This window comes from Sagittula marina, from assembly GCF_014196795.1.
Taxonomy (GTDB): Bacteria; Pseudomonadota; Alphaproteobacteria; order Rhodobacterales; family Rhodobacteraceae; genus Sagittula; species Sagittula marina.
In genome coordinates this window covers 32,765-53,887 of the sequence record NZ_JACIEJ010000009.1, presented here as the reverse complement: position 1 = coordinate 53,887, position 21,123 = coordinate 32,765, and the positions used below count along the sequence as shown (strand labels likewise).

The window sequence follows — 21,123 nt, the reverse complement described above, 5'->3', positions numbered from 1 at the left end:
CATGACAGACACACAACATGACGCGCTGCGCGCTTATCTGGGCCGCTCGCCCACCGACGAAGAGCGCGCGATCTTTGAGGATCAGCGCACGCGGGTGGAGTTCGGCGTGATGTCGCATCCGCTGTGGGATGAGCGCGAGACCCGCACGGGGTTGGCGGCGCGGGCCCCGTTCGAGGCAGGGCAGAGCGCATGACCATTGCCAAACTGCTCAGCGATCTGGAGGCGGGGCGCGTGACGTCCCGTGCCCTGGTCGATCAGGCCGAGGCGCGCATTGCGGCCGCCGGGACAGCCTCGCCGTTTTCGACGGTGGAGCTGGATAACGCCCGTGCGCAGGCGGAGGCCGTGGATGCGGCCCGCGCGGCGGGGGCGGCCTTGGGTCCGTTGGCCGGGGTGCCGCTGGCGCATAAGGACATGTTCGAGCGGCAGGGCGCGCGCATGGGGCGGGGGGCGCATCCCTCGGCGGCCTATGTGGCGGAGAACACCGCCGAGGTGCTGTCGCGGCTCGACGGGGCAGGGGCCGTGGATCTGGGCCGCTTGCAGATGTCGGAGTTCGCCATGGGGCCAACCGGCATGAACCACCACCACGGCGCGCCGCCCAATCCGGTGGTGCCGGGGGCGATCATCGGCGGGTCGTCGTCGGGGTCCGGCGTGGCGGTGGCCATGGGGATCGTACCCGCGGCGCTGGGGTCCGACACCGGCGGGTCGATCCGCTTGCCCGCGGCCTGCAACGGCGTTGTGGGCATCAAGCCGACGCCGGGCCGGGTGCCCATGTCGCACACCATGCCGCTCAGCTGGACACAGGATTGCGTCGGGCCGCTCGCCGCCAGCGTGGATTGCGCGCGGCGGGTGCTGTCGGTTCTGACCGGCGGCGCGACACGGGCGGAGACGCAAGAGACCGGGCCGCTGCGGCTGGGCTTTGATGCGGGCGATTTCGCCTGCGATCTGTCGCCCGATATGGCGCAGGTGTTGGACGAGGAGCGCAAAGCCTTGGTTCTGGCGGGTCATGCGGACCGCGACCTTGATCTGGGCTGGCTGGGCACGCTGGACGAACCTGCCAACGTCATCGCCATGGGGGAAGCGGCCACCGTACACGCCGACCGCTTGCGCGCGCATGCGGACAGCTATGGCGATCAGGTCAGAACGCGGCTGGTGCAGGGCGCGGCGATTTCGGCGCAGGCGTATTTGCGCGCGCGTCAGATCCGCGACATTGCCCAAGGCAAGATCGCCGAGGTGTTCAGGGATGTGGACGTGATCGTGCTGCCGATGCTGCCCGATGTGCCGCCACAGATCGACGCGCTGGCGCGGCTTGAAGGGGCGTCGCTTGCGGGGATGATCTCTGCCATGACACGGTTTGCGCGGCCTGCGTCGGTGCTGGGGCTGCCTGCGATCAGCCTGCCGGTGGCCTGGACCGACCGGGGGCCGCTGTCGCTGCAACTGGTGGGGGCGCCGTGCTCTGAGGATGTGCTGGCCGATCTGGCGCGGACGCTGGAAACCGCGAGCCTGCGCGTGCCGGAACCCGCCTGAAGGGCGGACGAAATAGTAAAGGACGACGATATGAAAGATCTGGAATTGCAAGACACGCTTGGCCCGGAGGCGCTGGATCAGCTGTTTCTGGAGGCCCGGTCGCAGAATGGCTGGCGGGACACGCCGGTGGACGATGCGACGCTGGAACAGCTGTATGATCTGGTGAAGATGGGGCCGACCTCGGCCAATTGTTCGCCTGCACGGTTCGTGTTCATCCGCACGGCCGAGGGCAAGGAAAAGCTTGCCCCGGCGCTGTCGAAAAGCAACGTGGACAAGACCATGACCGCGCCGGTGACGGTGCTGGTGTGCCACGACATGGAATTCTACGAGAAGCTGCCGGAGCTGTTCCCGCATGGGGATGCGAAATCATGGTTCACCGGCTCGCCGGCCCTGATCGAAGAGACCGCCATGCGCAACGGATCGCTTGCAGGCGGCTACCTGATCATGGCGGCGCGCGCGCTGGGGCTGGATTGCGGGCCGCTGTCGGGGTTCGAGGCGGACAAGGTCGAGGAGGCGTTCCTGGCGGGGACGACGTGGAAGGTGAACTTCATCTGCAACATCGGCTATGGCGACCCGGACAAGGTCTGGGGACGGTTGCCGCGCCTGTCCTTTGACGACGCCTGCGTGATGGTCTGACCATGGACAAGCCATTGACATTTCATGCAGGCACCGCGCGGCAGATGGTCGAGGCGGTGGCCGCTGGCACGCCTCCCATGGCCGTGGCGGAGGATATGATCGCACGTGTGCAGCAGGTCGAGCCTGCGGTGAACGCCTTTGCGTTTTTCGATGCGGACCGGCTGCGGGCCGAGGCGGATGCGCTGCCCGACGGCCCGTTGAAAGGTGTGACGGTTGCGGTGAAGGACGTGCTGCTGACGCGGGACATGCCCACGGCGCATAACTCTGCGCGCTACGCGGGATCGCAGCCGGGGATTGATGCGGCCTGCGTCGACACGTTGCGCAGCGCGGGCGCCTTGATCGCCGGAAAGGCGCGCACCACGGAGTTTGCGTCAACGACCGTCGGGCCGGGCACGACGAACCCGCATGATGCGGCGCGCACGCCGGGCGGTTCGTCCTCTGGCTCTGCGGCGTCCGTGGCGGCGGGGATGACGGCGCTTGCCCTGGGCACGCAGACCGGAGGCTCGACCATCCGGCCCGCGTCATTCTGCGGGGTCTTCGGGATGAAGCCCACGTGGAACGCCATCTCTCGTGAGGGGTCAAAGATGTACTCCGCCACCTGCGACACCGTTGGCCTGTATGCGCGGGCGGCGTCGGATCTGGAGCTGCTGGCCGATGTGTTCGGTTTTGACGGGTGCGATGTGCCGGACAGCCTTGCGGGGCTGCGGATCGGCATCAGCTACGGCACCACGCCGGAGGCCGCCGATGCGGACAGCCGCGCCGCGATGGAAAACGGGGCAGGGGTGCTGCTGGCTTTGGGCGCGGAGGTGTTCGACCTGACCTTGCCCGAAGCGTTCGATGGCATTCTGGAGTCGCACCGGGTTGTTCTGGCCCGCGAAGGCGCGTCGGCCTTTTTGAACGAGGTGCGGGCCACGCCGGATCTGGGTGCTTTCTTTTCCGACATGGTGGCAGCGCCGCCGACGGCGATCGAGGCGCGCGCGGCCTACAGGCAGGCGGACCTGTGTCGTGGGCTGCTGGACGATCTGTTCGAGGGTGGGCTGGATCTGATCCTTGCGCCTTCGGCCACCGGGGTTGCACCAGAGGGCATCGGGACGGGCGACCCGACGTACAACAGCATGTGGACGCTGATGCAGGTGCCGGTGGTGAACGTGCCGATGTATCGCACGGCTGCGGGGCTGCCTGTGGGCGTGTCGCTGATCGGGCGGCGGTATGAGGATCGGCGGGTGATCCGGGCGGCGTCGTTGTTGATGCCGGAGGCGGTCGCCCCGGTGGGCTAGGCGTGCTTGGGGTGCCGAGCAGCGTTTCAGTGCTGCAAGGTCCCGGCCCCGCACCATGATGCGTAAGGGGCGTGACCGGTTGGGCTGTGCGCACCGTGATGACACGTGATCCAGCGCCATCGGCGTCATGAGGTGGCCTCACGTGGCATGAAATTCCGTGCGATCCATCGCTGGTGGGCAAGTCCATGGCTGGCCCTCAGCGACCCGATCTGTGGACACCATGCGCGCCTGCCAAAGGACGCTGCAACGTGCCGGGAAAGCCAACATTGGGGCAGGGCGGGGCAAATCAGTCCGCCGCCCCGCGTCGTCGGTCTGTTGTGCGTCCGGTGCGGCCAGCGATCAGGTTTGCCACCTGTCTGCACATTAGTGGGCGACCGCCGGAGGGGCGGCGGTCGCGGTTGTTCGGTCAGGCCGCCTTGGCTGCCTTCAGGGAGGCGTAGAAGGCGGTTTCGAGATCCATGTAGCCGGTAAACGAAGCCGGATCGCCAAACGGCAGGATCTGCGTTGCCCAGAAGCCGCCGACCCCGTTGGCCCTGTCGATCCAGTAGAACAGGTTGGCTAGACCCGCCCAGCCGAGCGCCCCGGCGGGACGGCCTGTGGGGGCCTCCTCGTCATTGACCATGAAGCTGTAGGACCAGGATTTCGACAGGCCGGGAAAGAATTCGGCGTCGTTCGACAGTGACGGGATCACGCCCGGCAACATGCCGATCTTCTTGTCGCCCAGGTGGTTCTTTTCGGCCATGGCCACCGTTTCCGGTTTCAGCACGCGACCGTTCGGGCCCATTCCGTCATTGAGCCACATGCGGATGAACTTCATGTAGTCGCCAACCGTGCCGTACAGCCCGTGCCCGCCCATGTGGACCTCGGGCTTGTCCGGCAGTTCGAAGTCCATCGGTGTGAGCGACCCGTCCGCGCCGCGCGCATGCATCCCGGCCAACCGTTTGCGCAGGCTGTCGGTGAGCTCGAAGGTCATGTCCTCGATCCCGAGCGGGTCGAAGATCCGCGTCTGGAACACCTCTCCGAGGCGCTTGCCGGTGATGCCTTCGACCACCTGACCGCACCAATCCATGTTGGAGCCGTATTCCCACTTGTCGCCCGGATCGAACTGCAGCGGCGTCATCAGGGCTTCCTTTGAGGCGGTGATGACGCTGGGCTGACCTTTTTCCTGCGCCAGTCGGCTGTAGGTTTCGGAAAAGAAGTCATACCCGAGACCGGCGGTGTGGAGCAGCAGATGCTTGGTCGTCACGGGGCGCTTGGGGGCACGCAGGATCGGCTCGCCTGCCGCGTCGAAGCCCTCGATGACTTTCAGCTCTCCGATCTCGGGGGCGTAGGTGCTGGCCGGGGCGTCGAGATCCAGCTTGCCCTCCTCCACAAGCTGTAGCGCGGCGGTGGCCGTGATCGCCTTGGTCGTCGAAAAGATGGCAAAGACATCGTCGGTGGTCATCGCGGTATCGCCGTCTGTCCGGCGGAGGCCTGCGGCGCCTTCGTAGATGTTCCTTTCACGATCCGTGACCATCGCCACGACACCGGGCACGGCCGGATCGCCCGCGACGACGTCCTTCAGGATGGCGTCAGCATTGAAACTATGGCTCATGGTATCCTCCCATTTATTGAACCGAGTGGTGGTCCGCCCCGCGACGTGATCGGGGCGGACCGGTCGTTTGACAGCGGTCAGGCGGTCGCCGGGATGGCTGTCTTGCGCATGACAAAGGACGGGTAGCCCTTTTCGGCCATCTCGTTGCACAGGGTGCGGTAGGTGCCGACACCGCCGGTGTAAGACAGGACGCGACGCGGTTTTCCGGCCACGTTCGCGCCGTTGTACCAGGACTCCGTCTTCGAGATCAGCGTGGCATTGGCGGTCTCGTCATGATGCGCGACCCAGGCGTCTTCGCCGCTTTGTGTCGGTTCGATCACGTCATTGCCACTGTCGCGCAGATCCCGGATGCATCGGGTGATCCATTCTGTCTGCTGTTGCAGGCAGGTGGTCATGTTGCACAGCGCAGCGGACGGGGCCAGCGGAGCGCCCGTCATGAAGAGATTGGGGAAGCCGTATTTCATCATCCCCAGCGTGGTGCGGATGTCCTTGCGCCATTCTTCGGCCAGCGTCATGCCGTCGGTTCCGGTGATGTCGATCCGGGACAGCGCCCCGGACCCCGCGTCAAAGCCCACGGCCATGATGATGACATCGACCTCGTAGACGGTGCCATCCTGCAGCTTGACGCCCTCTGGCACGATCTCGGCAATCGGATTGTCGCGGACGCTGACCGCCTCCACATTGTCGCGCAGATAGGTTTCGAGGTACTGGCTTTCGAGCGGCACGCGATGGGTGCCAAAGCCGTAGTCGTCGGGACCGGGCACGAGGATGTCGATCAGACGCGGGTCCTTCAGCCGCGCGCGCATCTTTTCGCGCACGAATTCCGAGATTTCCTCGCTGACCTCTTCGTCGAAGAACATCTCGCCAAAGGACGCCAGCCAGAGCTTGAGCGAACCGTCCGCGTGGGTGTCTTCGAGCACTTGGTGGCGCTGGTCCGGCGTCAGGTCGGCCCAGGCCTGTTCAAAGTCGTACTCGAAGCCGGTGAAGGTGTGCGGGATGGTGGATTTCAGCTCGTCAAAGCGGCCCTTGTACCAGGCCACCTCTGCGGGGCCGTATTTCGGGTTCTTCATCGGCAGAACGTATTGCGGCGTGCGCACGAAGACGGTCAGTTGGTCCACCTCGGGCGCAATGGTCTGGATCACCTGAATGCCGGTGGCGCCGGTCCCGATCACCGCGACTTTCCTGCCTTGCAGGTCCAGACCCTCCTTTGGGTAGCGGGCGGTGTGCACGATCTGCCCGTCGAAGCTCGACTGCCCCGGAAAGCGGTCGGTGAGCGGCGCGGAGAGCATCCCGGTGCAGCAGACCAGATACCGCACCCGGACGCTGTCGCCCTGATCGGTCTCGACCGTCCAAAGGCCACTTGTCTCGTCCCAGGTCGCGCTTGTGATCGTGGTCGAAAAGGTGATGTCGCGGCGCAGGTCAAGGCTGTCGGTGATGTAATGCATCCAGCGCTCGATCTCGCGCTGACCGGGGAACCGTTCGCTCCATGTCCATTTCTTGTAGAGCTGTTCGTCGAAGAGGTACTGGTAGATATAGGCCTCGCTGTCGAACTTCGCGCCCGGGTAGCGGTTCCAGTACCATGTGCCGCCCACGTCCGATGCGGCGTCACAGGCGTGGACCTTCAGCCCCATCTGGCGAAGCTGGTGCAATTCGTAAAGTCCGGAGACCCCAGTCCCGATCACCAGGGCGTCCAGCTCCTCCGGCATCGGGTTTCGGTCCTTCGTGGTATCCAACATGCGCTTCTCCTCCTCCATTGGTGCGGCCTCCTCCAGGCCGTGTCGTCCGTCCCGCGACGGGGACATGAGGCGAGTGTGGAGCCGCTCTTGCGGGGTGTCTTGAGCGTTTGGGTGCGTGTTTTTGAATGATCCGGACATGGCGCCGGTGGTTTTGAACGAAACACACGCGGGCGCAGATCGGGCCGGGTCAGGACGCCTGACGGCGGAACACGGCGGGCGTCTGGCCGAACTCGGTCGAAAACATGCGTGTCAGATGCGCCTGATCGGAGAAGCCGCAATCCGAGGCGATGGCCTTGATCGGCAGGTCGGTGGTGGCCAGCAGGCGCCGCGCCAGTTCCAGACGGCGCGTCGTCACAAAGGCATAGGGCGGCTTGTCAAAGCTGCGCCGGAACTGCCGGGCAAACAGGCAGGGCGTCAGGCCGAGAGCCGTCGCCATGATCTTCAGGTCCAGAGAGCTGTTCAGGTTCGCATCGATGAACTCGATGATCCGGCGTTCCTGCAGGGGAGAGAGCGCGCCAGACCGTCTGGTTTCTTGCACACGAACGGAGGCATAGTTGCGCAGCATGTGAATGATCAGCCCGCGCGCGACGGTGTCGACGTAGAGCGCGCCGCCCAGTCCGCGACTGCGGGTTTCCTCGGCGATTGCGTCGACCGCGTGCGACATCACCGGATCGTCCGTGCGCAAGATATCATGCAGTGCCACCTTGCTGACGCTGCAGTCCATCACCTCGCTGGCGACCTCGGCCACCAGAGAGCCAGACAGATAAAGGTGCGTCACGTCGATTGTTTCACGCCAGTTCCAGCAGCATTTCTGCGCCCGCGTCAGCAGTGATGTTGCGCCGGGTCCGAGGGTCTCCCGCGTCCAGCGGCCATCGAAACGTCGCTGCATGGGCGTGCTGCCGGCCTTGTAACTGACAAGCATGAAATCATTCATCGCGGGGACGACCACGTCCTGGCCTCGATAGTGGTAGGACCTCAGCGCGACGTTCCGCCAGTCCTGACCGTCGCTGGACAAAAGGACGTCGCCCGGCACCCAGTCGGGCAGGTCTTCAAATGACAGTAACCCTTCCATCAAGCGTCTCCTCCATCTTGATATCCGGCGAATTCGGGGTCTTTCCAGATGCCTCCAGCCTTTACGATTCGCAGCGACGCACTGGTTCAGATCATCCGTGACCTTAGCAAATGTGGCCTCCCATTTCTACGCGACCTTCTGCTGAGTTCCGCGCCGCACGCCTGACAGGGGCAAGCCGGTGCAGTTTATTGTCTGCGCCGTCGTTCGGAGCGGGCGAGTCGCACGATCCGCGAGGTTTGGTGGCGCACTTCGACCGAAGACACCCACGGGGGGTACCACCTCCGTCGCATGTTGTGACCGGTGCAGGCGCGGGCCACTGCGCGGGTGACGCGCGGGTTTTTTCGATATCGCCAGTTATCTCATTTGCCGCGAACGGGGGGGCTTTGACAGGTTATTGTGTCAGGACCAGACCCGGAGCCGCGCCTCGCTCAGGCCGCCATGTCAGCGGAACAGGTGCTCCTCAGGCGGAGCGCATAGGCCCAAGGCCGCCGGTCGGGTGCTGCGCAAATAAGGTGTCGTTTTGAACAAAGCTCGGATGCGGCCTTGCTAAGTTAGTGCCGTCGGGGGCGGTTACATCATCAACGCCCATCGACCCCATCCCATGTGCGACGGCGTTGGATTGACGGCAGGAGGCGGCCGAAGGTTTGGCGATATGGGTGGCGGACATCCCAGGGGTGACCGTGAGCGAAGGAAAATTGCTGCGCCTGGCCGGGTGGTTTGAGCCTGACGGTCCAGTTTTCCTGGCTTCGGATCGAGTGTTCAGATCCTTTTGGCGGCGCTGCTCCATGGCCCGCAGGTGCTTGCCGGGAAGTGTGATCCGCAGGGCAGGGGGTCAGCCCGCTTGGAGGTAGGGCGCAAGGTCGTCCGGCGGGTCGAGCACGGAGACGATCTTGAGCTGGGCGATGGTTCGGTTCAGCGCGTTCCCGAGATGCGTCGACAGCATGCTGGCCGCGGCGGACCGGGTCTGCGCCAGGATGAGGTCGACGACCATCCCGTGCTCCGACAGGGTTTGTCGATCCGGCGGCAGGCCCAGCGAAAACAGCACTTTCTGCGAGGATCGCAGCGCGGCGCGATTGGACCGGACGTATCCAGCAAGGTCGGCATTCGGGGTGGAGAGGATCGCCAGATCGTAAAACCGGCCCTCCAGGTCGAACCAGATGTCGGGATCATCCGGCCCGTCCTGTGGCAGGGCGCGGATGTCGGCGCTCAGGCGGCCAAGCGCCTCGATATCGGGCATTGCGGTCTCCAGCGCGGCGACCTCGAGGATGGAGGCGAGCTCGAACTTGTTGCGGAACCGTTGCGCGGTCAGCGGCTCCACGACCCAGCGGGAGGTGTTGCTTTTGGTCACCAGACCACGCTCCTGCAGGCGCCCGAGAACATCCCGGACAACCGTGCGGCTGACACCGAAGTGTTCAGCGACCAGCGCCTCGATGATGCGATAGCGGCCGAAGATCAGGCAGCGCGCAAGGTCGGCTTCCATCTCTTCTTGCAGGCGCTGCCAGTTGGGTTTGCCCGCATCCTCGTCCAGCTGATCGAGGTCCAGCTCGATGCTGCGCAGGTCCAGCCGCCGGGGGCTGTCGCGTCCGGCCACCAGATACCCGCGACCGTCGAAACGGCAGAGGAGGCCTTCGTCTGCCAGCAGCGACAGGGCGCGTTTGACCGTGGCGCGGGACACGCTCAGCCGTTCAGACAGCGCACTTTCCTGAAGCACGAGGCCCGGTGTCAGTGTGCCGCTGTCGATGTTGCGCCGCAGAATATCTGCGGTGCTCTGGAACAGGGGGCTGCGCCTGGGGCCGAAGGCATCCTCTGGCATCTGCGGGTCCTTTTCGTCGGGGCCGTTGGGTCGGTCCCACAGTTGTACCTTATAACGTGCACCAAGTCTTTTGGTTGTTTGCATGCAATCACCACAACCAGGCGGGCGAAAATTTGGCGTTTTGCGTCCTGTTCACGCAATACAGCCCTCAAAAGTACGCTTTGCCAAGCGAAAACGCACAGAGTTCAGGCGGTTTACGAATTTTGTACGCAAAGATCATTTATTTCTTGCCGGAATCAAAAAACGATGTTTGTGTGCAGAAAATCAAAAACGGGGAGTGAAGCGTGCTAAATCTCAGCGGGGTGACGCGGCGATACGGTGAAACCGTCGCGCTCGAAGACCTCAACCTCATCGTGCCGGACGACACCTACATGTCGCTGCTCGGCGCCTCCGGCGCGGGCAAGACGACGCTCTTGCGACTGATCGCCGGTTTCGAGGAACCGAACGCGGGCCAGATCTCGCTCAATGGTGAACGGCTCGACGGCAAGGCGCCGCACAGGCGCGACATCGGTTTCGTGTTTCAGAACTTTGCGCTGTTTCCCCACCTGACCGTTCAGGAAAACGTCGAATTCGGCCTGAAGTACCGTGAGACCGGGGCCTGCGCCGATCCCAAGGAATTGACGGAACGTGCTGCGGACGCACTGCAGCTTGTGGGGCTCGACGGATTTGGCCATCGCGGCGTCGGTGAAATCTCCGGCGGGCAGAAACAGCGTGTGGCGCTGGCGCGGACGCTGGTGACCGAGCCGCGCATCGTGTTGCTGGACGAGCCACTGGGCGCGCTCGATGCCAATCTGCGCAACCGGATGTGCGACGAACTGCGCGCCATCCGCGAACGCCTGCGTGTCAGCTTCCTTCACGTGACGGGCTCGGAAACCGAGGCGCTGACCATGGGGGACACGGTCGCGGTGCTGTCGGATGGCCGCATCGTACAGGCGGACGGATCGACCGAGTTGTTCACCCGGCCGCACAACCCGGCCGCCGCGCGCCACCTGAACGCCTGGAACCTGCTGGAAGGCACGGCATGGGCGGGTGCCCTCGACACGTCCGCCGGGATGTTGCCGCTGTCGCGCCCTCTGGCAGAGGGTGCCGCCGCCCAGATCGCGTTGCGCTTCGACCAGCTTGGTGTGTCGGACCTCGATGCGGTGCCCGGCGGGCGCAGCCACTTCACCGCCCGCTACGTCACGGGTGAATTCAACGGCCCCACGGCGCTGTCCTTCTTTCGTGCGCCCGATGGTGCCCTGATCCAGGTGGTCGATCACCTGGGCGATCCGCGCCTGCCCGAGCTGACCGAAGGCCGCAGCTACGCGCTGCACTACGCGCCTGGGGATGCACTGCTTTTCGAGGGGGCCTCCACATGACAACGGTGACCACAGACATGCCCGACACGACCGAGACCAGCCCCGCCGCCGCGCGGGAGGCCAACGAGCGGCGCCGCGCGCTGATGCTGCTGTCACCCGGCCTTTTGTGGATGATCCTTTTCATGGTGTTGCCCATGCTGATGGTGATCTACGTGTCGTTCTGGACGCAGACGACCTTTGCCGTGAACGACACGCTGACCACGGCGAGCTGGGAGCGCTTCCTGTCTTCGGCGACCTATCTCGGGGCGATCGGGACAACGCTGCGGATCTGGGCCATCGTGCTGGTGGCGACGCTGGTCGTCGGCTATCCGGTGGCGCTTTTCATCGGCCTTTTCGTGAAAAACCAGACGGTGCAGACCGCGCTTCTGGTGGCCTGCGTGATCCCGTTCTGGACGTCGTTCCTGATCCGCGTGATTGCCTGGCGTCCGATGCTGGGCACCGAAGGCGCGATCAACACGATCCTGATGAACCTCGGGCTGATCAACGAGCCGCTGACCTTCCTGCTGTTTTCCGAGTTCTCGGTCCTGGTGGGCATGACGCAGATCTACTGCGTGTTCATGGTCGGTCCGATCACTTTCATGATCTCCCGCATCGACGAAAGCACCATCGAGGCCGCGCGTGACCTTGGCGCTTCCTTCGGGACGATCTTTCGCCGCATCGTGCTGCCGCTGTCCATGCCGGGTGTGATCGTCGGCGCGATCTTCGTTTCTGTCATGGTGCTGGGCGAATTCGCCACCGCGGCCTCCCTTTCGGGTCGCAAGGTCAACCTGCTGGGCAACATCATCGTCAGCCAGGTCGGATCGCTGAAATGGGCCTTTGCCGCCGTCGCGGGCGTTGTCCTGACCATCATCATCACCGCTGTCATCACGCTCGCCCTGCGCGTCGTGGACCTGCGCAAGGAGATGTGAGCCAATGAACACCAACCTTCTCAAGCCCGGCCTCGCGGCCTACACCGGCCTGTTCCTGCTGTTCCTCTACGGCCCGCTGATCGTGCTGGCGATCCTCAGCTTCCAGGGCCCGAACGGTGGTCCGCAGTTCCCGGTCCAGGAATGGTCGACCTACTGGTATCAGCACCTTTTCGGGGCAACGGACACCAGCCGGGTGTCGCAACTGCCCGTCGGAGAAAGCCTGCTGCGGTCGCTTGTGCTGGCCTTCATGACAACCGTGGTGTCCACCGTTCTGGGCGTGATGAGCGCCGAAGCTTTCCGCGTTCGCTTCAAGGGCTCCGGCCCGGCCTTCTACCTCATCATCCTCGGCATGATGGTGCCCGGCGTTCTGGTGGGCCTCGGCATGGCGCTTTTGTCGAACTTCATCGGCGTGTCGCGGGCGTGGTGGGGGACGGCCTTCGTGCTGCACGTGGTCTACACCTACCCCTTTGCCTTTCTGGTGATGCTGGCGATCTTCAACCGCTTTGATCGCACGGTGGAGGAAGCCTCCCTCTCGCTCGGCGTCTCTCCGGCGCAGACCTTTCGCCGGGTGACGTTCCCGATCATCTTCCCCGGCGTCCTGTCGGCCATGCTGTTCAGCTTTACGCTCAGCTATGACGAATTCTCGCGGACGCTGTTCACCATCGGGCGCGAACTGACGCTGCCCTTGTCGATCTACGGGACCTTCTCGGTCGAAATCTATCCCAACCTCTTTGCCTTCGGGGTTCTGACCACGGTGTTCAGTTTCACCCTTCTGGTGGTCTACGGCCTGCTGATGAAGCGGTTCACCGCCGTGAAATCGGGCAGCTACAAAGGCCAGGAGGAGGCGGCATGATCGCTCTGGTCACTGGTGCGGGCTCCGGCATCGGGGCGGCCATCGCCCTGCGGCTGGCCGAGGACGGGCACACCGTCGCGGTCAACGATCTTCACCTCGATGCGGCGCAGGCCGTGGCGGATCAGATCACCGCGGCGGGTGGCACGGCCAAGGGCTTTGCCGCGGATGTCAGCGACGAGACGGCGGTGGGCGCGATGATGGACGAGGTCCGGTCCACCCTTGGCGCGCCGCAGATCGTGGTGAACAACGCGGGGTTCGGCCATCAGGCACCGTTCATGGAGATTGAACCGGCCATGTTCGACCGGATCTTTGCGGTGCATGTGCGGGGCACGTTCCTCGTCACCCGCGCCTGCCTTCCGGCGATACTGGAGGCGGGGCAGGGGGTCGTGGTCAACATCGCCTCGCAGCTGGGACAAGTGGGCGGGGTCGAGCTGACCCACTACGCCGGGGCGAAGGCGGCCATCATCGGCATGACGAAATCGCTGGCCCGCGAAGTCTCGGCCAGGGGGGTGCGCGTCAATGCCGTCGCGCCCGGACCGATCAACACGCCGTTGGTCGAGGCCCTCTCCGAGGACTGGAAGCGGGTCAAGAAATCAGAACTGCCGCTCGGCCGCTTTGGCGAGCCATCCGAGGTGGGGGGCGTCGTGTCCTTCCTGTGCTCGGACGATGCGGCGCTTTTCGTGGGCCAGACACTTGGCCCGAACTCCGGGGATGTGATGCTATGAGCAAGAAAATCGTACTCGTGACCGGCGCCGGCATCGGCATCGGCAAGGCCGTGGCCGAACGCTTTGGCCGCGAGGGGGCGCATGTGGTGGTGACCGACGTGCTGGCCGATGAGGGCCAAGCCGTGGTGGACGCCATCGAGGCCGCGGGCGGCAGCGCCGAATTCCAGCCGCTGAACGTGCGCGACACTGCCGCCGCAGATGCGCTGGTGGCCGACGTGGTGGCGCGCCACGGCGGGATCGACGTGATCGTGGCAAACGCGGGCATCGCCCACCGTGTGCCCATGTCCGAGATGACGGACGAGAAATGGGATGAAACCTTTGACATCGACCTCAAGGGCATGTTGCGCGTTGTCCGCCCGGCGCTGCCCGCGATGAAGGAAGGCGCGTCCATCGTCTGCCTCAGCTCCATCATGGGCGTGGCTTACGGCTGGGACGAACACGTGCACTATTCGTCGGCCAAGGCGGGTGTCGTGGGCTTTGTGCGCGGCCTCGCGGTGGAGCTGGCGCCGCGCGGCATCCGGGTGAACGGCGTCGCGCCGGGCTACATCCGCACCGCGCAGCTGCTCAGCGAACAGAACAGCCTTGGCCCGAAGGCGGCAGAGATCGCCTCCCCCTACATCCCGATGGGCCGCCTCGGCGAGCCGTCAGAGATCGCATCGGTCATCGGGTTTCTCGCATCCTCCGACGCTTCCTACCTGACCGGGCAGGTGGTGACGGTCGACGGCGGCCTGCTTCCGGGCCGCTACTAAAAACAGTTCAACAACAGGGACATGAAAAATGACAACCTATAGCAAACCGACACGTCGGGGTTTCCTGCAGGGCGGCGCGGCGCTTGGCGCCCTGGCCCTGGGGTCCGGCATTCACCCATGGACCCGTGCGGCGATGGCGCAGGATCTGTCCGGTCAGTCGCTGCGCACCACCGGCCTGTCGACCACCGTGCAGGACCGCATCCTGAACGCCTTTCAGGCGGCAAGCGGCGTCGAGTCCGTTTCCGGCACTCCGGCCACCTTTCCCGATGCACAGACCAAGATCCTGTCCGGGTCGGCGGATTACGACTGCTGGGAAATCATCGGCGAGCGCCTGCCCGCCCTGATCGCCACAAACAATGTCGAGACCATTCCGACATCGGCTCTGCAGAACTGGGATTCGATCCGCGATGTCTTTACCACGGTGAACCCGAAGTGGGCCCCCTCCGCGCAGATCGCGGGCCAGATCTGGGCGGACGAGGCGCAGACCGAGCTTTACATGGTGCCCGCCGTCTACAACTTCGACTCCATCGGCTACAACCCGGAGGTTCTGTCGGAGGAAGAGGCCAACACCTGGACCGCGCTGTTTGACGAGAAGTGGAAAGGCCGTTCCGGTCTGAACGTCGACCCGCTGATCGCCATCGGTCAGGCCATCCTGGCGCTGAACTCGTTGGGGATGCTGGAGGCCAAGAACCCCGGCAACCCGACCATGGCAGAGATCGACGAGGCGGCGAAGTTCCTGATCTCCAAGAAGAAGGACGGCCAGTTCCGCGCGCTGTGGGGCGACTTCGGTGAGCTGGTGAACCTGATGGCGTCCGGCGAGATGGTCGTCTGCGATGCGTGGCAGCCCGCCGTCATGGCGGTCAAGGCGCAGGGCAAACCCGCGCGCTACGCCTCGCCGAAGGAAGGCACGCGCGGCTGGGCCATCGGCCCGTCGATGCTGGCCGGAACGCCGAACCGCGAGGCCGTCATCGCCTACGCCGATTACTGGCTGTCGGGCGAGCCGGGCATCACCGTGACCGAGCAGGGCTACTACTCGCCGTCCACATCCATCAAGGACACGATGGATCCGGCGAAATACGCCTTCTGGTACGAGGGCGCACCATGGGAAGGCGAACCCGAGCGCGGCATCAACCCCGGCGACCTGCGCGATGGCGGCTCGCTGGAGGAACGCTCCTCCAACGTGGCGTACTGGCACCAGTGGCCGGACGAATACGACCACCTCATCCAGAAGTGGGACGAGTTCCTCAACGCCTGATCACCCAAGGGGGGAGGGCGTGTGTCCTCCCCCCACCATCCAACGAGGGGCCAAGATGCTTCACGATCTTGAACTGATCCAGGTCGGCAAGACCTATCCCGACGGCACGGTGGCGGTGTCGGATTTCGACCTGAAGGTCGAGAAGGGCGAGTTTGTCGCCTTCCTCGGGCCGTCCGGCTGCGGCAAGTCCACCACGCTGCGCATGATCGCGGGCTTCGAGGACATCACCAACGGCGAGATCCTCATCAAGGGGCAGAACGTGTCCGCGATGCCGCCGGAGCAGCGCCCGACCTCCATGATCTTTCAGAACTACGCGCTGTTCCCGCATATGACCGTGCGGCAGAACGTGGCCTTCGGCCTCGATCTGAAGAAGATGCCGACATGGGAGAAGGACGACAAGGTCGACCGCATCCTCGACATGTTCGATCTCAACGACTTTGCCGACCGTCGCGCGGACAAGCTGTCGGGTGGACAGCGTCAGCGGATCGCGCTGGCGCGTGGACTGGTGGTGGAGCCGGAGATCCTGCTGCTGGACGAACCGCTTGGCGCGCTTGACGCGAACCTGCGCCGCATCATTCAAAACGAGCTGAAGCTGCTGCAACGCGAACTGGGCATCACCTTTATCTTTGTCACGCACGCGCAGTCCGAGGCGCTTGGCCTGTCGGATCGTGTGGTGGTGATGTCGAATGGCGTGGTGGAACAGGTGTCGCCGCCCAAGGAGCTGTACCGCCGTCCCGTGAGCCGTTTTGTTGCGGATTTCATCGGGTCCAACACGATGATCGCGGGCCGGTCCGTGGGGGCGGGGCAGATCGACACGCCGCTGGGCCTGCTGAGCGGGCAGGGCGCGGGCGACCTGGCGGTGATCCCGGCCGAGGCCTTTCGCATCACGCCCGCCGGCACCCCCGGCGAAATCCGGCTCGACGGCACGCTGACCGGCAAGTCGCTGGTCGGTTCGGTCGGGCACCTGAGGGTGCGGCTGGCCGACAACCGCGAGATCAGCGTCGAAACCCACGCTGCAACACCGGGGGCGCAGGCCCTGACCCCGGGCCAGCCCATCACTCTGGGCGTCGATCCTGCGGCGGTCACGCTCATTCAATCCTGACACTCCTGACTTTTCAGACCAACAAAGGAACAACACATGACCAAGGAAATTCTGGTAGGCTTCGGCATCGACGTGGACGCCGTGGCGGGCTGGCTCGGCTCGTATGGCGGTGAAGACAGCCCCGACGACATTTCGCGCGGGATGTTCGCAGGCGAAGTCGGCTCCCCGCGCCTGCTGGACCTCTTCGACAAGACCGGGCTGAAAACCACCTGGTTCATTCCCGGCCACTCTGCCGAGACCTTTCCCGAGCAGATGAAAGAGGTGGCCAAGCGCGGCCACGAGATCGGCATTCACGGCTACAGCCACGAGAACCCGATCGCCATGACCCGCGAGCAGGAGACCGCCGTGCTCGACAAGAGCATCGAGCTGATCACCGAGCTTTCGGGCAAGCGTCCGACCGGCTACGTCGCGCCCTGGTGGGAATTTTCCAACGTCACCAACGAGCTGCTGCTGGAGCGCGGCATCAAGTACGACCACTCGCTGATGCACAACGATTTCACGCCCTACCGCGTGCGCGTCGGCGACACATGGACCAAGATCGACTACTCCGGCAAACCCGCGGACTGGATGAAGCCGCTGGTGCGTGGTGAGGAAACCGACCTGATCGAGATCCCGGCGAACTGGTATCTCGATGACCTGCCGCCGATGATGTTCATCAAGACCGCGCCGAACAGCCACGGCTTCGTGAACCCGCGCGACATCGAGGAAATGTGGCGTGACCAGTTCGACTGGGTTTACGAAAACATGGATTATGCGGTTTTCCCGATCACCATTCACCCCGATGTGTCCGGTCGTCCGCAGGTTCTCTTGATGCTGGAGCGGCTGATCAACTACATGAAGGGCAAGGAAGGCGTGCGCTTCGTCACTATGGACGAAATGGCCGACGACTTCGACAAGCGCTTCCCGCGCTGAGCCGAACCGGGGGAGCGTTCCGCGCTCCCCCCCCCTTTTTCAGGAGGTAAGCGCCATGTGCTCGCTTTGCGGCATCCTCGGATGCGACGATCATTGGACCAGCGCCGTGGACCGCCCCGGCGTCTACTCGCGCAACACCGACCGCCATGCCCGGCGCAGCGAGGGTGCGCGACGGCTGAAGGCCGCGAACCGCGTGCTGGACTTTCGCCGCCTGAAGATGTCCGAGTTCCACGGCACGTCCTATGTGCTGAAAAGCCCCACCGGCGCGTCGCGGGTGTTCGACGCGCTGTCGCACCTCTGGCCGGAGGCGGAGGCCCTCGCCACGCGCGGTTTCGACCCGCTGGACGAAGAGCTGATCGCCTTCATGGAGCGCCAATGACCAGACCCTTGATGACACCTGTGACCTTGCTCACCGGATTTCTCGGCTCGGGGAAGACGACGCTGCTGCAGAAATTGCTGACCGATCCGGACATGGCGCGCGCCGCCGTGCTGATCAACGAATTCGGTGAAATCGGGCTGGATCACCAGCTGCTTGACCGGATCGATGACAACGTGGTGCTGATGAAATCCGGCTGCATCTGCTGCACGGTGCGCGGAGAGGTGGCGGACGCCCTGATCAACCTCGACGAGATGCGCGCGCGCGGCGAGATCGACTTTGACCGCGTGGTGATCGAGACGACAGGTCTGGCCGATCCCTACCCGGTGTTGCAAACGCTGCAGGCGCACCCGGTGCTGCGCAGCCACTTTCGTTCCGGCGGGGTGCTGACGACGGTGGACGCGGTGAACGCCGCCGCCCAGATGAACCACCGCGCAGAGGCCGTGCGCCAGATCGCCGCCGCGGACCGTATCGTTCTGACGAAGACCGACCTTGCCGGCGACGTGACCGATCTGCGCGCCGCGCTGGCGCGCGTGAACCCGGTGGCGCGTGTCGTGACCTCGGACATGGGGGCGTCGGACATCCTCGGGGATCTCGACGCCGTGCACAGCCTCATCGAGCCGGACGCCTGTGGCACCTGCGGGCATCACCACGACGGCGATGACCACGATCACGGGCATCATCATCACCACCACGATGACACCCTCGGCGTCGTCACCTTTTCGCTGACGGTGGAGCACCCGCTTGACTGGACCGACTTCGGCATCTGGCTGACCCTGCTGCTGCACCGCTACGGCGACAGGATCTTTCGCGTGAAAGGCATTCTGGCCATCGACGGAGAGGACCAGCCCGTGGCGGTCCACGGCGTTCAGCACCTGGTGCACGCGCCCGTCCACATGGAGCATTGGCCCGACGGGCCGCGTCACTCCAGACTTGTGTTCATCCTCGAAGGGATCGACCCTGCGTTGATCCGGCGGTCGTTCCATGCCTTCATGCGTCTGGACGACACAACCGGGGCAAAGGCCGCCTGAATGGAAAAACTGCGAATCCTGTGTACCGAAATCCTGCCCTGGCGGCTGCTGAAAGCGCAGGCCGAGCAGGATCTTGGTTTCGAGCTGGAGTTCCTTGAACAGGATTTCGTGGGGGCGCAGCGCACGGCCGCCATGTCTCCTGACACCTATGATGTCTATGACCAGTGTTTCCACAATCTCGACATCGTCTGGCATTGGCGCGCAATCCAGCCGATTGACGTGGCCCGCATCGACACCTGGAACGAGATGGCCGGGCTTGCCCGGACGGGGCAGTCCTCCGTTCATGGCGTGGTGCAGGGCGCCGGGGACCGACCTGCCTCGCGCCTGTATGTCCAGTCAGACGCGTCGCTGGGGGAAACGCCCACGGGGCGCATCTCCATGCTGCCGACGGTCTACAACTTCGACAGTTTCGCGGTGAACAGCGAAGTCTCGAACCTTGACGTGGACAGGGACATCACCAGCTGGGCAGAGCTGCTGGACGACCGGTGGGCCGGGCGTGTGTCGCTGGTCGACGAACCGGCCATCGGGGCGTTCGACCTGACCATGGCGCTGATCGCGGCGGGGCGGATGCAGGTGCGTGACCTTGGCAACATGAGCATCGCTGAGATCGAGGAGATGTTCGCCCATGGCCTTGAGCTGACGAGAAGCGGCCACTTTGCGCCGTTCTGGCGGCAGGCGATGGAGCCGGTTGCGCGGTTCGCCTCGGGGGAGCTGGCGATCTCGTCGATCTGGTCGCCCTCCGTGGTGGAAATGAAGGGCCGTGGCCTGAAGATCCGGCAGGCCACCCCGGTCGAAGGCTACCGCGCCTGGCATGGGGGCATGTGCCTGTCGGCAAGACTGGCGGGGCGCAAGCTCGACATGGCCTATGCCTGGATGAACTGGTTCCTCGCCGGATGGGCCGGGGCCACCATGGCGCGACAGGGCTACTACATGTCCGTGCCGGACCGGGTGCGTGCGGTGCTGGAGCCCGACGAATGGGATTATTGGTACGGCGGCAAACCGGCGGCGCGCGACCTGCCGGATCCTACGGGGCGGCCCGCCATCAGGGCTGGCGAAATCCGTTCCGGCGGGTCATACCGCGACCGCGCCAGCCGCATCGCGGTCTGGAACACCACGATGGATGAACACAATTTCCTTGTGCGCCGCTGGGGCGATCTGATTGCCGCAGCCCGGCCGCGCAACGGACGAGCACGCAAAACGGGATAACACATGAAACAGGTCGTACTCATCTCCACCGGCGGGACCATTGCGTCGGTCTCGGATCATGCGGGCGGTCCGGTCAACGCGGCACTGGCGGGCGAGCGTCTGCTGGATTCGCTGCATCAGAAGCCGGACGGCATCGCGGTGCGGGTTGAGGATTTCCCGGCGCGCGGCAGCTACGCGCTGGATCTGGCGACGATCCACGCGCTGTGTGCCCGGATCACCGAAACGCTGGCGGACGCGGCGGTGGCCGGTGTGGTGGTCACCCACGGCACCGACACGATGGAGGAAAGCGCGTTCCTTGCGGATCTGCTGGTGCGCTCTGACAAGCCGGTGATCTTTACCGGGGCGCAGCGTCATGCGGGCGTCGCGGACACCGACGGGCCGCGCAACCTTGGCGATGCGATCACCTGCGCCGCCAGCGATGCATTGACCGGCGTCGGCCCGGTGATCCTGTTTGAGGGCGAGCTTCACGCGGCGCGCGACGTGACGAAGGTTCATGCCTCGCGCGTCGACACGTTCCGTTCGCCGGGCTTTGGCAAGCTTGGCGACGTGGACGAAGGCCGGGTGCATATCGGGCGCAGGCCCGGCGCGCGCGTCACCCTGTCGACGCCGACCCTCGATCCGGATGTGGAAATCATAGCGCCCGGGCTGGGCACCACGCCGCGCCTGCTCGACCATTGCGGTGCCAGCGGCGTGTCCGGCGTGGTGATCGCGGGCTTTGGCCGGGGCAATGCGCCGATGGGGTTTGCGGATGCGGCGAAACGGCTGATCGACAAGGGCATCCCGGTGATCGTGGCGACGCGCTGCGCCGAGGGGCGGACGATGGCGGTCTACGGCAAGGATTCCGGCGCCACGACGCTGGTCGAGGCAGGCTGCCTGCTGGCCGGTGAGCTGTCGCCCTACAAGGCGCGGCTTTTGCTGGCGGCCCTGCTGGGGCAGGGCGCCACACGAGAGGAAATCGCGGCCGCTTTCGCGCGCTTCGCCTGACGGCGCGCGTGC

General features: G+C 64.9%; 20 protein-coding genes. 16 read left to right on the top strand and 4 right to left on the bottom strand.

From position 1 onward, the window contains the following. The first annotated feature begins 1 nt into the window (after window position 1). The 4 genes from GGQ68_RS16860 to GGQ68_RS16845 are packed head-to-tail and all read left to right on the top strand — an operon-like array spanning window position 2 to window position 3,437. Window positions 2-193 (top strand): hypothetical protein, encoded by a 192-nt coding sequence (locus GGQ68_RS16860; RefSeq protein ID WP_183968065.1) that lies wholly within the window; start codon window positions 2-4, stop codon window positions 191-193. After that, window positions 190-1,524, top strand: coding sequence for an amidase (locus GGQ68_RS16855; protein ID WP_183968064.1), 1,335 nt, complete (start codon window positions 190-192; stop codon window positions 1,522-1,524). Before GGQ68_RS16860 ends, GGQ68_RS16855 begins: the two co-directional genes overlap by 4 nt. Before the next feature lie 30 nt (window positions 1,525-1,554). Continuing rightward, window positions 1,555-2,160 (top strand): malonic semialdehyde reductase, encoded by a 606-nt coding sequence (locus GGQ68_RS16850; RefSeq protein WP_183968063.1) that lies wholly within the window; start codon window positions 1,555-1,557, stop codon window positions 2,158-2,160. A gap of 14 nt (window positions 2,161-2,174) precedes the next feature. Beyond that, entirely contained in the window at window positions 2,175-3,437 is a 1,263-nt protein-coding gene (locus GGQ68_RS16845; RefSeq protein ID WP_221235621.1) for an amidase, read from the top strand. Between the two features lie 406 nt (window positions 3,438-3,843). Here the strand turns inward: GGQ68_RS16845 and acmB are convergent, their stop codons facing one another. The 4 genes from acmB to GGQ68_RS16825 form a co-directional block, all read right to left on the bottom strand. Beyond that, window positions 3,844-5,031 (bottom strand): methyl acetate hydrolase AcmB, encoded by a 1,188-nt coding sequence (acmB, locus tag GGQ68_RS16840; protein WP_183968059.1) that lies wholly within the window; start codon window positions 5,029-5,031, stop codon window positions 3,844-3,846. A 77-nt stretch (window positions 5,032-5,108) separates the two neighbouring features. Further along, window positions 5,109-6,767 carry a flavin-containing monooxygenase gene (locus GGQ68_RS16835; RefSeq protein WP_246429404.1) on the bottom strand — a complete coding sequence of 553 codons (1,659 nt, stop codon included), beginning with the start codon at window positions 6,765-6,767 and terminating at the stop codon, window positions 5,109-5,111. 187 nt (window positions 6,768-6,954) lie between these two features. Beyond that, on the bottom strand, window positions 6,955-7,839 hold the full coding sequence (locus GGQ68_RS16830; RefSeq protein WP_183968058.1) for a helix-turn-helix domain-containing protein: 885 nt from the start codon (window positions 7,837-7,839) through the stop codon (window positions 6,955-6,957). 832 nt (window positions 7,840-8,671) lie between these two features. Continuing rightward, window positions 8,672-9,652 carry a GntR family transcriptional regulator gene (locus tag GGQ68_RS16825; protein WP_183968056.1) on the bottom strand — a complete coding sequence of 327 codons (981 nt, stop codon included), beginning with the start codon at window positions 9,650-9,652 and terminating at the stop codon, window positions 8,672-8,674. A gap of 284 nt (window positions 9,653-9,936) precedes the next feature. Here GGQ68_RS16825 and GGQ68_RS16820 point away from each other — a divergent pair, with 284 nt between their 5' ends. From GGQ68_RS16820 to GGQ68_RS16765, 12 genes are read left to right on the top strand one after another with little or no spacing between them, the layout of a single operon-like run. Next, window positions 9,937-11,010 carry an ATP-binding cassette domain-containing protein gene (locus tag GGQ68_RS16820; RefSeq protein ID WP_183968054.1) on the top strand — a complete coding sequence of 358 codons (1,074 nt, stop codon included), beginning with the start codon at window positions 9,937-9,939 and terminating at the stop codon, window positions 11,008-11,010. Further along, complete coding sequence (locus GGQ68_RS16815) at window positions 11,007-11,918, top strand: ABC transporter permease (RefSeq protein ID WP_183968052.1); 912 nt, start codon at window positions 11,007-11,009, stop codon at window positions 11,916-11,918. The genes GGQ68_RS16820 and GGQ68_RS16815 overlap by 4 nt, the downstream gene beginning before the upstream one ends. Window positions 11,919-11,922: 4 nt before the next feature. Further along, window positions 11,923-12,771: an ABC transporter permease gene (locus GGQ68_RS16810; RefSeq protein ID WP_183968050.1), complete on the top strand. Its 849-nt coding sequence runs from the start codon at window positions 11,923-11,925 to the stop codon at window positions 12,769-12,771. Then, window positions 12,768-13,496, top strand: coding sequence for an SDR family NAD(P)-dependent oxidoreductase (locus tag GGQ68_RS16805; RefSeq protein ID WP_183968048.1), 729 nt, complete (start codon window positions 12,768-12,770; stop codon window positions 13,494-13,496). The genes GGQ68_RS16810 and GGQ68_RS16805 overlap by 4 nt, the downstream gene beginning before the upstream one ends. Then, a complete protein-coding gene (locus GGQ68_RS16800) occupies window positions 13,493-14,245 on the top strand; it encodes an SDR family NAD(P)-dependent oxidoreductase (protein WP_183968046.1) in 753 nt (250 codons plus the stop codon). The genes GGQ68_RS16805 and GGQ68_RS16800 overlap by 4 nt, the downstream gene beginning before the upstream one ends. A gap of 28 nt (window positions 14,246-14,273) precedes the next feature. After that, entirely contained in the window at window positions 14,274-15,500 is a 1,227-nt protein-coding gene (locus GGQ68_RS16795; RefSeq protein ID WP_183968043.1) for an ABC transporter substrate-binding protein, read from the top strand. 55 nt (window positions 15,501-15,555) lie between these two features. Continuing rightward, entirely contained in the window at window positions 15,556-16,602 is a 1,047-nt protein-coding gene (locus GGQ68_RS16790; protein ID WP_183968041.1) for an ABC transporter ATP-binding protein, read from the top strand. 36 nt (window positions 16,603-16,638) lie between these two features. After that, entirely contained in the window at window positions 16,639-17,514 is an 876-nt protein-coding gene (locus tag GGQ68_RS16785) for a polysaccharide deacetylase family protein (protein ID WP_183968040.1), read from the top strand. A gap of 55 nt (window positions 17,515-17,569) precedes the next feature. Continuing rightward, the gene (locus GGQ68_RS16780) at window positions 17,570-17,893 is read left to right on the top strand and encodes a hypothetical protein (RefSeq protein WP_183968039.1); all 324 of its coding nucleotides are present in this window, start codon (window positions 17,570-17,572) and stop codon (window positions 17,891-17,893) included. After that, entirely contained in the window at window positions 17,890-18,921 is a 1,032-nt protein-coding gene (locus GGQ68_RS16775) for a CobW family GTP-binding protein (RefSeq protein ID WP_246429403.1), read from the top strand. The genes GGQ68_RS16780 and GGQ68_RS16775 overlap by 4 nt, the downstream gene beginning before the upstream one ends. Continuing rightward, the gene (locus tag GGQ68_RS16770; protein WP_183968037.1) at window positions 18,922-20,127 is read left to right on the top strand and encodes an ABC transporter substrate-binding protein; all 1,206 of its coding nucleotides are present in this window, start codon (window positions 18,922-18,924) and stop codon (window positions 20,125-20,127) included. A 3-nt stretch (window positions 20,128-20,130) separates the two neighbouring features. Continuing rightward, window positions 20,131-21,111 (top strand): asparaginase, encoded by a 981-nt coding sequence (locus GGQ68_RS16765; RefSeq protein ID WP_183968035.1) that lies wholly within the window; start codon window positions 20,131-20,133, stop codon window positions 21,109-21,111. The last annotated feature ends 12 nt before the right edge of the window (window positions 21,112-21,123 follow it).

What these genes read in the sequence shown, in the direction of transcription:
- GGQ68_RS16860 (WP_183968065.1), top strand. Translation starts at nt 2, where the DNA reads ATGACAGACACACAACATGACGCGCTGCGCGCTTATCTGGGCCGCTCG.
- GGQ68_RS16855 (WP_183968064.1), top strand. Translation starts at nt 190, where the DNA reads ATGACCATTGCCAAACTGCTCAGCGATCTGGAGGCGGGGCGCGTGACG.
- GGQ68_RS16850 (WP_183968063.1), top strand. Translation starts at nt 1,555, where the DNA reads ATGAAAGATCTGGAATTGCAAGACACGCTTGGCCCGGAGGCGCTGGAT.
- acmB (WP_183968059.1), bottom strand. Translation starts at nt 5,031, where the DNA reads ATGAGCCATAGTTTCAATGCTGACGCCATCCTGAAGGACGTCGTCGCG.
- GGQ68_RS16835 (WP_246429404.1), bottom strand. Translation starts at nt 6,767, where the DNA reads ATGTTGGATACCACGAAGGACCGAAACCCGATGCCGGAGGAGCTGGAC.
- GGQ68_RS16830 (WP_183968058.1), bottom strand. Translation starts at nt 7,839, where the DNA reads ATGGAAGGGTTACTGTCATTTGAAGACCTGCCCGACTGGGTGCCGGGC.
- GGQ68_RS16825 (WP_183968056.1), bottom strand. Translation starts at nt 9,652, where the DNA reads ATGCCAGAGGATGCCTTCGGCCCCAGGCGCAGCCCCCTGTTCCAGAGC.
- GGQ68_RS16815 (WP_183968052.1), top strand. Translation starts at nt 11,007, where the DNA reads ATGACAACGGTGACCACAGACATGCCCGACACGACCGAGACCAGCCCC.
- GGQ68_RS16810 (WP_183968050.1), top strand. Translation starts at nt 11,923, where the DNA reads ATGAACACCAACCTTCTCAAGCCCGGCCTCGCGGCCTACACCGGCCTG.
- GGQ68_RS16805 (WP_183968048.1), top strand. Translation starts at nt 12,768, where the DNA reads ATGATCGCTCTGGTCACTGGTGCGGGCTCCGGCATCGGGGCGGCCATC.
- GGQ68_RS16800 (WP_183968046.1), top strand. Translation starts at nt 13,493, where the DNA reads ATGAGCAAGAAAATCGTACTCGTGACCGGCGCCGGCATCGGCATCGGC.
- GGQ68_RS16795 (WP_183968043.1), top strand. Translation starts at nt 14,274, where the DNA reads ATGACAACCTATAGCAAACCGACACGTCGGGGTTTCCTGCAGGGCGGC.
- GGQ68_RS16790 (WP_183968041.1), top strand. Translation starts at nt 15,556, where the DNA reads ATGCTTCACGATCTTGAACTGATCCAGGTCGGCAAGACCTATCCCGAC.
- GGQ68_RS16785 (WP_183968040.1), top strand. Translation starts at nt 16,639, where the DNA reads ATGACCAAGGAAATTCTGGTAGGCTTCGGCATCGACGTGGACGCCGTG.
- GGQ68_RS16780 (WP_183968039.1), top strand. Translation starts at nt 17,570, where the DNA reads ATGTGCTCGCTTTGCGGCATCCTCGGATGCGACGATCATTGGACCAGC.
- GGQ68_RS16775 (WP_246429403.1), top strand. Translation starts at nt 17,890, where the DNA reads ATGACCAGACCCTTGATGACACCTGTGACCTTGCTCACCGGATTTCTC.
- GGQ68_RS16770 (WP_183968037.1), top strand. Translation starts at nt 18,922, where the DNA reads ATGGAAAAACTGCGAATCCTGTGTACCGAAATCCTGCCCTGGCGGCTG.
- GGQ68_RS16765 (WP_183968035.1), top strand. Translation starts at nt 20,131, where the DNA reads ATGAAACAGGTCGTACTCATCTCCACCGGCGGGACCATTGCGTCGGTC.